Genomic DNA, 11,015 nt, shown 5'->3' with positions numbered 1-11,015 from the left:
CGATAGCTCTACCACTGAGCTACTGTGGATTAATTTGTATGTGTTTGAATATCAAGCACAAATATTATTATAACAAGATTAAGTTAATTTGCAATAGATACCTTAAAAAAATATGCAGAACATTTACACTATATTTATAAAACATTCCGCATATTTTAAAAATAAACAATTTATTTATCTTCAAATAAAGAATAGCGTGTCAATGCTTCAAACACATTCAATGTGGCTTTATTATAATCTATTGGTTGGTCGGGATTTTTTGATATCATGCGAGATTGTTTATCTACCATGTAATAGTAAAAAATGGAATTGTTATATTGATGCCATAAACTGTGGTATGAAACATGAAGAATGATTGATTCATTATTAATAAATGTCACTTTACATTTACGATTTTTTAATTCTTTAATACTTTCGATATAATGCATATTTAACCAAATATTTTCATTTTGTCTGTCAGAATGTGTTGGGAAAAAATAAGTTGGAAATAATGGTGTTAGTAAAATAGGTGGTTTACTAGAAATGCCAGTAATGCGGTTTGTCTCTGCTTTCTTGCCAAGATAAGTATTACCATAAAATTTGCAAGAGCGTTCAATGATTTTCTGGACTTTAAAAGGATTTTGAATACGCGTTTTGTCAAACCGAATTATTTCACTACCGTTTCTTTGATCGTCATCATCAAATGCTGGTCGAATAACCATGTCTCCTTTGCGTATCACATAAATATTTTGAGAATACATAAGCAAAACCTCGCTTTATTAAGTTTTAAACCATTAATATAAAAATGCAATTAATGATATAAAGATATTTTATAATAAAATTCTGAGTTGTCAAGTTATTATTTTGGTGAAAATGTACAATAATTTTTAACTAATAGTCAGAATATTCATTGATTTCAAAATTAGAAAAATGTATACTTATTATAAATTAAAGAAAGGTAGTGGTTTCTATGAAATACAATACTAATGTTAAACATACAACTTTAGAAGCGTTTGTCACAACCGTCAATGATTTGGGTATTGAATTAATTATCAATGAAGCACTTCGAGAGGTAAGAAAACGACAGCTCATAGAACTTATAGATGACGCACTCGTCAATAAAGATGAAGCAGCATTTAATCAATATACGGCAGAATACAAAAATTTGGAGGCATTTCTCGGTGAATAACATTGATTCGAATTCCATAACGCAATTATAAAAGGACTATTCTTAACATCTCATACATGTAAGAATAGTCCTTTAAACGTTTATGACATTAATCTAATTAATTCATGTCTATCTATATCACCGAAATAGTGATATAAATCATATTCTGATAGTGCTTCTTCTATGTGCTCAAAGTCGTGTAGACAGCCAACTAATGCATTTTCAAGATCAGTGACATCTCCGACACCAAAGAAATCACCGAAAATTTTTGCATGTTCGATTTTACCTCGTTTAACATCAAACTTAATTTGTACAAATCCCTTTTCAAATTTTTCCTCGCGTTCAAAGTTATATTTAGGGTTTCTCCCATAATTCCATTCCCAAGTTCTATATTTGTCGTTACTTAACTTTTCAATATTTTCCCAATCTTCATCCGTTAATTTATATTCTTCTACTTCAGTTTCTCCAAAGATAGTTTTCAAGATGATTTTTTTAAATTCTTCAATTTCTAAAGGGCCATTTAAAAATTCTTGAATGTTTGCTACTCGTTTACGAACAGATTTAATACCTTTTGATTTAATCTTAGCTGGATTAACTTTTAGTGCATTCTGAACTTCGTCTAAATCACTATTTAACATCAACGTACCATGACTAAACATTCTATTTTTAACTTTAACCATGGCATTCCCTGAGATTTTCGCTTGTCCAACTTGAATATCGTTACGACCAGTTAATTCAGCATTTACGCCTAAAGATTGTAATGCTTGAACAATTGGTTCAGTGAATTTTTGGAAATTGTGGAAACTGTTACCATCATCGTCTGTTATAAAACTAAAGTTTAAATTGCCAGTATCATGATAAACAGCGCCACCACCAGAAATTCTTCTAACTACATCGATGTTATGAGCATCTATATATGTCTGATTTACTTCCTCTATCGTATTTTGATTCTTTCCAACAATGATAGATGGTCTATTTATGTAAAATAAAAAGTAACTTTCTTCTGCTGGTAAATTTTTTAAAACATATTCTTCCATTGCTAAGTTTAAAGTTGGATCTGTAATATTATTATTACTAATGAATTTCATTACAATCTCTCCCTTATATCTATATATATTCTCTACTTATTTATGCCTTAACTTTGCTCAAAATGCCAATTATATACTCACAAATCATTCTAAATATCGGCTTAAAGTTACATTTTATTATTTTTGATTGTTAATAGTTTATTTGTTAAGTGAATTTTAGTACAATATAATTTAGTTATGATTTAAGGAGGACTTAAAATGACTGTTGCAGAAGTGGGTAACATTGTTGAGTTTATGGATGGATTAAGAGGTCGTGTTGAAAAAATCAACGATAACTCTGTTATTGTTGACTTAACAATTATGGAAAATTTTAATGACCTTGATTTACCGGAAAAAACTGTTATCAATCATAAACGATATAAGATTGTTGAATAAGAAGGTAAGTTATAATGAATAAAATCTCGAAGGCTTTAACTTGGTTTATTATAAGTTTCATTATATTTCATCTCATATTATTTATTATGTGGGGCGAACACCAAGAATACTGGTATTTATATACAGGTATAATGCTAATTGCTGGTATCAGTTATGTATTTTATCAAAGAGATATTGAATCTAAGCGGTTGCTTACATCAATTGGTGTTGGTATTATTACGGCAATTATTTTAATTATACTTCAACTTTTATTCTCACTTATAACTTCTAATTTAAGTTATAGTTCATTAATTAAAGAATTAGCAAGAACAGGTGTCAATTGGAAGTGGCAAATGTTAGTAACTTTACTTTTTGTCATTCCATGTCACGAGTTATATATGAGAACTGTTTTACAAAAAGAATTAACACATTTTTCAATACCGAAATGGGTAGCTATATTAATAACTGCAATTTGTTCTAGTTCATTATTTATTTATTTAGATAATTGGTGGATAGTAACATTTATATTTGTTGCACAAGTGATATTATCATTAAGTTATGAGTATACTCGACGCATAGCAACAACATCCGTTGCGCAAATTGTTGCTATTATATTGTTATTAATTTTTAATGCTTAAATAAGCTTTTCTTAGACGTCTGTGTTCTAAGAAAAGCTTTTTGCTTTAGAAAAGCAATACGAAGATTCAAGGCATGCTTTATTATAGTGTATACATTTTTAACGGCAAGCGGTTATTATTGAGATTAGGTTTTAGTCAGTTTTTATTACTAAATATTTTATAAAAATGGCATAATATTTTTCGAGCAAGTTGAATTGATGGTGGCTATCTGAGTAAAGGGGGTGGTGCCTATGGCATTACTTAACACTTTTGGAAGGAAAAGCCTATTGTGATATCTATTGCAAACGCATTACATTTAATGTTAAGTTTCGGTATGTTTATCGTCACTTTCATTGGTATAGTAGTAGCAATAATAAATTTAAGCAATAAAAAATAACCATCATTTCAAAACTTTGACATAGAATGATGGTTAAAGCAAATCTCATTTAGTCACCGTCTTTTTAACGGGCTCATTAGGCGACATGTTCCTGCATGTCGTCTTTTTACATTTTTATAGTAACATATCTTTTATTTAATTGTCTATTTTTATTAGATGTGTAACAAAATTTTGAAGTATTTTCGGTATATTGCCTGCTAAACATGTCAGATTTGAAAGGAAAATCATACTGTGGTAGAAATCACTTATGATTCTATGGCAGTACATATACATAAGTGATTTCTATTGAATATGTAATGAAGTTCATATATTAATAAAACTTTCATTGGTATAGTAGTCGCAATAATTAATTTAAACAATATAAAACAACCATCTTTTCAAAACTTTGACAACGAATGATGGTTAAAGCAAATCTCATTTAGTCACCGTCTTTTTAACGGGTTCAATAGGCGACATGTTCCTGCATATCGTCTATTTATGCACTGCGCAATTTAATAATAATACAATTATACTTTGATGTCCATTTAACATAAAGTAGTTGAAATTTGCAGCAAATAAATTAATCTTGACTATTTTCAGAAAATTCTGTATAAATAACGAAAAAGAGATATGGATTAAATATGAAGAGGTGTTTTTATAGAAGAACAAAATTTTTGGCGCTATATTATATTTATCTTTAGCACTTGGAGTCACGGTGTCGGCAGTAAGTATGTTTGGTCGCATTGTTATCATGATCATAAAGGTCATGGTGCAACAGCTATCGGAAAATATAGATCATTTAGTGGTTATACAAGAGCTGGTGTAAAAGCAAAAGCATCAGCTACTAAACATAATTGGTGGGTCAATAGAGCGTATTATAACATTTATTAAATACTAAAAATCATAGAAAATAAACAACGCAAGAGGTACAACATGAAATGGTTCAAATTAATACTTGATGTTACAATCTTCATTCTAATTGCTATATTGTTATTTGTTTATACATATAAAGAAAACGAAGAAATATTGCCTGATACTAAATACCCTATAGCGGTAACTGACTGGAATAAAAAATATAATAAAAATGAGATTTATAAACATATAAATCAATTCGCTAAAAATGAGAACGTAGCAATCTATAAATCAACTTCAAATTATACAAACAAAAACGTAGATAAAGATATATATGTATTTAATAAATCAAAAGCAACAACTATCACTCCTTTTAATGCTAAATATAACATTCATTATTTAAGTGACGACGAATTATTAAAAAAAGATATCAAAGGGAGTTATTTTGTAAAAGACAAAAATTTTGACGTGTCTAAATTCATAAATTTTTTAAAAGAATATGGTGTTACTGCTGAATCATTCAAAATAGATCATATGATGATTGCCGTTGGTGTCATTAAACAAATGAATATAGTAGTGCCATTATCCGCACTTTTAATCGTTTATTTTATTTATTATATTTTCGAAAAGAACATTAATTTCAAAGCGTATGCGATTAAGTATTTAAATGGTTTTACATTAAGAAAAATAATTTTTGAAAATTTTTCAAAGAAATGCACGTATTGGGTAACGTTAATCATAACTCAAATTCTTTTAACTACAAGTGTACTTTGGATATTAAATTACACGGGTAATTTAGATTTATTCATATTAAGATTAGTTCTACTTTCATGTCTTTTTATTTTAACGATTAGTGTTATTAATTTATGGACTTTCTTAATGTTACTAAATTTAAATATTGCCAATATGATTAAAGGTAAGCAGCACTTTAAAACGATTCGTTTTATTAATACAGTTTGTAAAAGTATTCTCTTAGTACTAATAGCTAGTGTAATGATAGAAAATACTAGTGTTATTAAAGATTTGAATAAAATAAAGGAAACTGAGAAATATTGGAATGTATTAGATGATTATTACACGATTGAATTTGCACCTTATCACGAAACAAAACAAAGTTTGATTGATAATATGCTGCGATCAGAACAATTAGTAAAGACTAGTGAAGCAGAAAATAATACGATTTTATTCAAACCAAAGGGTGACTCCGTTGACAATGACAACTTTTCGCCTGATGAGGGGAATGTAATATTAGTAAATAATCAGTTCTGGTCGATTTATCACAAGCAGTTTCAACCTGATATTCCGATAAAAAATCAAAAAAATAATGTCGAAGTAATTATTCCACAAAAGTTTCATGCAATGCGTAATGAAATCAATCAAGCATATCATTCATGGTTTGAATTTGTACAAAATAAAAATAATAAAGAGAATAAGTTATCTATACAGTTTATCAACAAAAATGATTATCGAATTTTTACATTTGATGCACGAGATAGTCGTCATTTGTCATTTATAGAGGCGCCAATCATTGTGAATGTTCAGGCATCAGATTTATCGAATGATTTTTATTATGCCATGATCAGTCAAGGCGGCTATTTATTCAAAAATTATGACGCGCTAGTAAAAAATATTGAAAAGTATCATCTTGATGGGGAAATCAGTGGAATAACCAATTATAAAGATAGCGTGATGGAAATATATCATGAAAACAATTTGAAATTAACTGTACTCAACTTTTCACAAATCATTATCGTAATCATCTTAGTAATTATTATTTTATTTGATGTGAAATATTATTTTGAACAGCATCGAAAATTACTCGTAATCAAAAAGCTATATGGTTATTCAACATTAAGAGCCAATTACCAATACTTATTAATAAATAATATAGTTGTTGTTTTTATTGGAATATTGACGAATGTAATTTTACATTATCACTATATAATGATGATATTTGCAACGATTATTGTCGTTCAAATATTATTGCAGATTTGCAGCCTATACTATCATGGCCGACGTTTTAATGAAGTTATCAAGGAGTTTTAACTATGAAATATATCATTGCAATATTATTAGGATTAATCGTATCTATTACTATTGCTTTTACAATCATACATCATCCTATACTTGATCGTTTTAATCCTTTCTTAAAAACGGAATATAGTTATGCCAAAGTTCCAAAAGGTACGCAACAATATGTGAATATTACGGCTTACAGTGAAAGAGGGGAAAAGCTTGATTATAAATTAACATTTAATGGATTTTCTCCTAGTAGAACGTATGTCGAAATAAAGCATAAAGGGCAATATGTTATATCGATCACATATGTTGAAAAAGATGATACACCAAAAGAGGTAAGACAAGAATGATAGAATTAAAAGATTTAACCATACAAAAAGGTAATACACATATTTTGAAGAAACTTAATTTGAAATTTCAATGTGGAAAATCATATGCACTTATAGGTAAAAGTGGATGCGGTAAATCTATACTATTAAATACTATTGCTGGACTTGAAAAAATGGGGAAACAACATGTCTATTTTAATGGTCAATTAGAACGATTTAAATCTAATTTTTACAGAGATAAATTAGGGTATTTATTTCAAAATTATGGATTAATCGATAATCTCACAGTAAATGAAAATTTAGATATTGGATTAGCATATAAAAAAATAAGTAAGAAAGAAAAAGAACAATTAAAGATACGTTATATAGAACAGTTTGGTCTGTCAAACAGTTTAAAAAGAAAAGTTCATACTCTAAGTGGAGGTGAACAACAACGTGTCGCTTTAATTAGAATGATGTTAAAAGATCCGATTGTTATGTTAGCTGATGAACCAACGGGTGCGTTAGATCCTAAAACAGGACAGATGATTATTCAATCATTATTTGATTTGGTCAATGAAAATAAAGTGCTAATTTTAGCAACACATGATATGGCTATTGCAAATCAATGTGACGAAATAATAGATTTAGAACAGTATAGAAAAGTAGCATCTATGTGATATCCAAAAGATAAAATTAAAAGCCAATCAATTGGGAATGTTAATTTCAACACTCCATTTGATTGGCTTTTATAATGCGTTGCTATGTTATGAAAGTAATAACGGCAAACTGAAAAAAAGCAATATAATAATATTTAATACGAGTAGTAATAAATGTAATTGATTTTTTGTTTTAATGTAGCAAAAAACAATGACTAAAGATAGCAGCAATATCATGATTGCACCTGGGAAGAACCATAATGCTGAAGCTGCATACCAAATCATTGGTAACGCCATAATAATGAAAGATATAAGACAAGAAAGGATACCAATAATATTATAAGTTCTAGTCAAAATTACACCTCCAATTTTCATTTTAAAATGACATGCGTAAAACAATCATTTTAAATACATCATACAATAAAATTAAATTGTATGATAGATGAATTTGAAATTAAATTGAATTGGCTTGATTAAAAGGTGATTTTATGGAAGATAATAAAAATGGTTATTTAATAGAAAACCATGATACAAAAAAAGAGAGGATAGTCCTCTCAAATAATAGTTAATAAAATTGTAGCCATTTCTTCCAGCTGTAACTACTAATACAAGCTAAGTTCATTACGATATGTATGATTTCAAATTCATAACCACTTACATATCCTCTTGTAAGTTTAAGTGTGAAGATTGAGCCTAACATAACACAAATATAAAAAACATTAACATAAGGCGTTAAAAAGCCGATAATAAGTGCTAAACCTCCAACAACTTCACCAATTGACATCAATACTGCAATGGTAGGTGGTAAACCTAAAGAGCCTAAGAAGTGAATTGTTCCATCTAAATCAACAAATTTCAAAGTACCGTGCACTAAGAATGATGTTGCTAACATCCATCTAATTAAAAGCATACCTAATTTCATCATGTCACCTCCAACATACATATTTTTCTTAAAACATAGTCCAAATTATATTTGTAAAGATGTGGAAAGTAAAGATTATTTATAAAAATAATTATTAAATATTTATTAAATGTTCTATTGTATTGAACAATTGTTGTAGAAAGACGTTTAAGTCATCAGTTACATTTTGTATTTATAAATAAAGATTAGCACAGCATAGTACAAAGTTTATAGGTAAATGAATTAATTATGGCATCAAAATATACGTATCTTGAACACTGTTGTGGAGGCTTAGTAGTAGTGAGAACAAACAGAATGCTACTTTAAGCGATATGATTAATATTAACCAGTGCGTCATCTTCAAAATTAGAGGCCATTTGCTGTTTATAATACGAAGATTTGATAATCAAATATGATAAGAAAAAATAATGACCGTTTTAATATATTATAAGTTTATTAAATGATAAAATAATAATGTAGTTCTCTATAAAAGTTGTTTTGGAGGTAAATGCGTGAATAGGAATATCATTAAACTAATTATGTTTATGCTAATTTTAGTTGTAGCAGTAGCGGGTTGTGGTCAAAAAGATACTGAAGAGAAAACTGAAATGACGACAATAAAAGATGAATTAGGAACTGAAAAAATTAAGAAAAATCCTAAACGTGTTGTTGTATTAGAATATAGTTTTGCTGATTATTTAGCAGCATTAGATATGAAACCTGTTGGTATTGCAGATGATGGAAGCAGTAAAAATATAACAAAGTCAGTAAGAGATAAGATTGGGGAGTATGAATCGGTTGGGTCTAGACCACAACCGAATATGGAAGTGATAAGTAAATTAAAACCGGATTTGATTATTGCAGATGTCAGCAGACATAAGAAAATCAAATCAGAATTGAGCAAAATTGCGCCGACAATTATGTTAGTCAGTGGTACGGGAGATTACAATGCAAATATTGAAGCATTTAAAACAGTCTCTAAAGCAGTTGGCAAAGAGAAAGAAGGCGAAAAGCGTCTGGAAAAGCATGATAAAATATTAGCGGAGATTAGAAAGAAAATTGAACAGAGTACGTTAAAATCTGCATTTGCATTTGGTATCTCAAGAGCAGGTATGTTTATTAATAATGAAGATACATTTATGGGACAATTCTTAATTAAAATGGGTATTCAACCTGAAGTCACAAAAGACAAAACTGTGCATGTTGGTGAACGCAAGGGTGGCCCTTATATTTATTTAAATAATGAAGAGCTTGCCAATATCAATCCAAAAGTTATGATTTTAGCTACGAATGGAAAAACAGATAAAAATAGAACGAAATTCATTGATCCTGCAGTTTGGAAATCATTAAAAGCTGTGAAAGATAATAAAGTTTATGACGTTGACCGAAATAAGTGGTTGCAATCAAGAGGTATTATCGCAAGTGAAAGTATGGCAGAAGATTTAGAAAAAATTGCAGAAAAAGCAAAATAAAAATACAGCGCCACTCGTAAATCATATAAGAGTGGCGCTGTATTTTTTATTTATGTTTATTATCTGTCGGATGTGATGATTTACCTGAAAGTTTATTTCGAATAAATTTAATTACATAACCGACAAGGATTGTTTTAACAATTCTTTTAATGAATTGACGCATCGTTACATACCTCATTTCTCTTTATCTTATGAACTATATACCCATTCATATATGCTTTTTAAACGTCATTGTCACAATTTAATTTTTAGGGAATATAATATAACCGTCTTTATCTGCTTTTTTAGTAAAAATGATAAAAATGGCATGTATTATTGAGATGATGGTAGGGATACCTGTCCAGAAAAATAATAAGTGAAAAAGACCTTGACCAAATTTGTCAGCATAAAATTTATGAATCCCTAGACCTCCAAGAAATAATGCAACTATAACATAAATGGCTTTATTGACTTTCATTTGTAAATCCTCCTTAACTATAATTCTACTTAAATTCGTTGTGAAAACCAATCTTTCTAACTTTAGAATTTTCAAACTTTCTAAAATTATAAGTATATCTTTTTAAAATAAGCTAGAATTTCTATATAATAAATGTTAATAACGTAAAAGGGAATGATGACATAGTGATACGTCAAGCACGTCCAGAGGACCGATTTGATATTGCGAAGTTAGTTTATATGGTTTGGGATGATATGGAATTAGAATTGGTAAAGCATCTACCTAAAGACATGGTATTAGATGCAATTGAAAAAAGCTGTGTTGATGCAACATATAGAACTTTTTATCAGCATGTTTTAGTTTATGAAATAGAAAATAAAGTAGCAGGTTGTATTATTAGCTATAGCGGTGAAAATGAATTGAAATATGAAAAAGCATGGGAACTACTTGACTTGCCAGAAGAAATAAAACAATATGGCACGCCATTACCTTTAAAAGAAGCTAAAGACGATGAGTATTATATAGAAACAATTGCGACATTTGAAGCATATAGAGGTAGAGGCATCGCGACAAAGTTATTAACGTCATTACTTGAATCAAATACACATGTTAAATGGAGTTTGAATTGCGATATTAATAATGAAGCAGCATTAAAGTTATATAAAAAAGTAGGCTTTATATCTGATGGACAGATTGAATTATACAAGCACATGTATCATCATTTAATTGTTAAATAAAAAAACTCGACAGTTCGATGTAAGTCGATTGCCGAGTAGTATCATTTTA

The 11,015-nt window shown here is 28.8% G+C and carries 17 protein-coding genes; 11 read left to right on the top strand and 6 right to left on the bottom strand.

Translation table 11 applies throughout. The features are described from left to right. Positions 1-170 precede the first annotated feature (170 nt). Positions 171-740, bottom strand: a complete 570-nt coding sequence (locus HMPREF2658_RS07735) for a competence protein ComK (RefSeq protein WP_000287265.1) — start codon at positions 738-740, stop codon at positions 171-173. Between the two features lie 209 nt (positions 741-949). Between HMPREF2658_RS07735 and HMPREF2658_RS07730 the strand changes: the two genes are divergently transcribed. After that, positions 950-1,168, top strand: coding sequence for an IDEAL domain-containing protein (locus HMPREF2658_RS07730; RefSeq protein ID WP_000876826.1), 219 nt, complete (start codon positions 950-952; stop codon positions 1,166-1,168). Positions 1,169-1,248: 80 nt separating this feature from the next. Here the strand turns inward: HMPREF2658_RS07730 and HMPREF2658_RS07725 are convergent, their stop codons facing one another. Then, complete coding sequence (locus HMPREF2658_RS07725; protein WP_000668824.1) at positions 1,249-2,235, bottom strand: lipoate--protein ligase; 987 nt, start codon at positions 2,233-2,235, stop codon at positions 1,249-1,251. Positions 2,236-2,433: 198 nt separating this feature from the next. Between HMPREF2658_RS07725 and HMPREF2658_RS07720 the strand changes: the two genes are divergently transcribed. From HMPREF2658_RS07720 to HMPREF2658_RS07690, 8 genes are all read left to right on the top strand, one after another. Beyond that, complete coding sequence (locus HMPREF2658_RS07720) at positions 2,434-2,610, top strand: YkvS family protein (RefSeq protein ID WP_000214898.1); 177 nt, start codon at positions 2,434-2,436, stop codon at positions 2,608-2,610. Positions 2,611-2,624: 14 nt separating this feature from the next. Then, complete coding sequence (locus tag HMPREF2658_RS07715; protein ID WP_001033862.1) at positions 2,625-3,227, top strand: CPBP family glutamic-type intramembrane protease; 603 nt, start codon at positions 2,625-2,627, stop codon at positions 3,225-3,227. 298 nt (positions 3,228-3,525) lie between these two features. Next, positions 3,526-3,603 (top strand): putative holin-like toxin, encoded by a 78-nt coding sequence (locus HMPREF2658_RS14920; protein WP_099112139.1) that lies wholly within the window; start codon positions 3,526-3,528, stop codon positions 3,601-3,603. Between the two features lie 538 nt (positions 3,604-4,141). Beyond that, positions 4,142-4,243: a hypothetical protein gene (locus HMPREF2658_RS07705; RefSeq protein WP_031785452.1), complete on the top strand. Its 102-nt coding sequence runs from the start codon at positions 4,142-4,144 to the stop codon at positions 4,241-4,243. Then, a complete protein-coding gene (locus HMPREF2658_RS14195) occupies positions 4,240-4,473 on the top strand; it encodes a lactococcin 972 family bacteriocin (protein ID WP_072468905.1) in 234 nt (77 codons plus the stop codon). The genes HMPREF2658_RS07705 and HMPREF2658_RS14195 overlap by 4 nt, the downstream gene beginning before the upstream one ends. A 42-nt stretch (positions 4,474-4,515) precedes the next feature. After that, complete coding sequence (locus tag HMPREF2658_RS07700) at positions 4,516-6,480, top strand: bacteriocin-associated integral membrane family protein (protein ID WP_000870796.1); 1,965 nt, start codon at positions 4,516-4,518, stop codon at positions 6,478-6,480. Positions 6,481-6,482: 2 nt separating this feature from the next. Then, positions 6,483-6,803: a YxeA family protein gene (locus tag HMPREF2658_RS07695; RefSeq protein ID WP_000873929.1), complete on the top strand. Its 321-nt coding sequence runs from the start codon at positions 6,483-6,485 to the stop codon at positions 6,801-6,803. Beyond that, positions 6,800-7,441 carry an ABC transporter ATP-binding protein gene (locus tag HMPREF2658_RS07690; protein WP_000571169.1) on the top strand — a complete coding sequence of 214 codons (642 nt, stop codon included), beginning with the start codon at positions 6,800-6,802 and terminating at the stop codon, positions 7,439-7,441. The genes HMPREF2658_RS07695 and HMPREF2658_RS07690 overlap by 4 nt, the downstream gene beginning before the upstream one ends. 87 nt (positions 7,442-7,528) lie before the next feature. Here HMPREF2658_RS07690 and HMPREF2658_RS14190 read toward each other — a convergent pair whose 3' ends face one another. Together HMPREF2658_RS14190 and HMPREF2658_RS07680 are read right to left on the bottom strand one after the other, a co-directional pair. After that, positions 7,529-7,819 (bottom strand): hypothetical protein, encoded by a 291-nt coding sequence (locus HMPREF2658_RS14190; RefSeq protein WP_001796515.1) that lies wholly within the window; start codon positions 7,817-7,819, stop codon positions 7,529-7,531. Between the two features lie 166 nt (positions 7,820-7,985). Next, positions 7,986-8,342, bottom strand: coding sequence for a DoxX family protein (locus HMPREF2658_RS07680; RefSeq protein ID WP_000766009.1), 357 nt, complete (start codon positions 8,340-8,342; stop codon positions 7,986-7,988). 491 nt (positions 8,343-8,833) lie between these two features. Here HMPREF2658_RS07680 and HMPREF2658_RS07675 point away from each other — a divergent pair, with 491 nt between their 5' ends. Next, positions 8,834-9,793, top strand: coding sequence for an ABC transporter substrate-binding protein (locus HMPREF2658_RS07675; protein ID WP_001081317.1), 960 nt, complete (start codon positions 8,834-8,836; stop codon positions 9,791-9,793). Positions 9,794-9,839: 46 nt separating this feature from the next. Here HMPREF2658_RS07675 and HMPREF2658_RS07670 read toward each other — a convergent pair whose 3' ends face one another. Together HMPREF2658_RS07670 and HMPREF2658_RS07665 are read right to left on the bottom strand one after the other, a co-directional pair. Further along, entirely contained in the window at positions 9,840-9,971 is a 132-nt protein-coding gene (locus tag HMPREF2658_RS07670; protein WP_001794249.1) for an SAR1012 family small protein, read from the bottom strand. A gap of 63 nt (positions 9,972-10,034) precedes the next feature. Beyond that, a complete protein-coding gene (locus HMPREF2658_RS07665) occupies positions 10,035-10,250 on the bottom strand; it encodes a TM2 domain-containing protein (protein WP_000867356.1) in 216 nt (71 codons plus the stop codon). A 164-nt stretch (positions 10,251-10,414) separates the two neighbouring features. Between HMPREF2658_RS07665 and HMPREF2658_RS07660 the strand changes: the two genes are divergently transcribed. Continuing rightward, positions 10,415-10,966: a GNAT family N-acetyltransferase gene (locus HMPREF2658_RS07660; RefSeq protein WP_000620958.1), complete on the top strand. Its 552-nt coding sequence runs from the start codon at positions 10,415-10,417 to the stop codon at positions 10,964-10,966. Positions 10,967-11,015: the final 49 nt, after the last annotated feature.

Source organism: Staphylococcus sp. HMSC062H10, from assembly GCF_001836945.1.
Taxonomy (GTDB): Bacteria; Bacillota; Bacilli; order Staphylococcales; family Staphylococcaceae; genus Staphylococcus; species Staphylococcus aureus.
Note: the sequence above shows the minus strand (reverse complement) of the source record. Positions and strands in the feature narration are given on the sequence as shown.

Bases quoted from the DNA above. Each gene is read 5' to 3' on its own strand.
- HMPREF2658_RS07700 (WP_000870796.1), top strand. From the start codon at position 4,516: ATGAAATGGTTCAAATTAATACTTGATGTTACAATCTTCATTCTAATT.
- HMPREF2658_RS07670 (WP_001794249.1), bottom strand. From the start codon at position 9,971: ATGAGGTATGTAACGATGCGTCAATTCATTAAAAGAATTGTTAAAACA.
- HMPREF2658_RS07735 (WP_000287265.1), bottom strand. From the start codon at position 740: ATGTATTCTCAAAATATTTATGTGATACGCAAAGGAGACATGGTTATT.
- HMPREF2658_RS07720 (WP_000214898.1), top strand. From the start codon at position 2,434: ATGACTGTTGCAGAAGTGGGTAACATTGTTGAGTTTATGGATGGATTA.
- HMPREF2658_RS07680 (WP_000766009.1), bottom strand. From the start codon at position 8,342: ATGAAATTAGGTATGCTTTTAATTAGATGGATGTTAGCAACATCATTC.
- HMPREF2658_RS07725 (WP_000668824.1), bottom strand. From the start codon at position 2,235: ATGAAATTCATTAGTAATAATAATATTACAGATCCAACTTTAAACTTA.
- HMPREF2658_RS14920 (WP_099112139.1), top strand. From the start codon at position 3,526: ATGTTAAGTTTCGGTATGTTTATCGTCACTTTCATTGGTATAGTAGTA.
- HMPREF2658_RS07665 (WP_000867356.1), bottom strand. From the start codon at position 10,250: ATGAAAGTCAATAAAGCCATTTATGTTATAGTTGCATTATTTCTTGGA.
- HMPREF2658_RS07695 (WP_000873929.1), top strand. From the start codon at position 6,483: ATGAAATATATCATTGCAATATTATTAGGATTAATCGTATCTATTACT.
- HMPREF2658_RS07690 (WP_000571169.1), top strand. From the start codon at position 6,800: ATGATAGAATTAAAAGATTTAACCATACAAAAAGGTAATACACATATT.
- HMPREF2658_RS07730 (WP_000876826.1), top strand. From the start codon at position 950: ATGAAATACAATACTAATGTTAAACATACAACTTTAGAAGCGTTTGTC.
- HMPREF2658_RS07715 (WP_001033862.1), top strand. From the start codon at position 2,625: ATGAATAAAATCTCGAAGGCTTTAACTTGGTTTATTATAAGTTTCATT.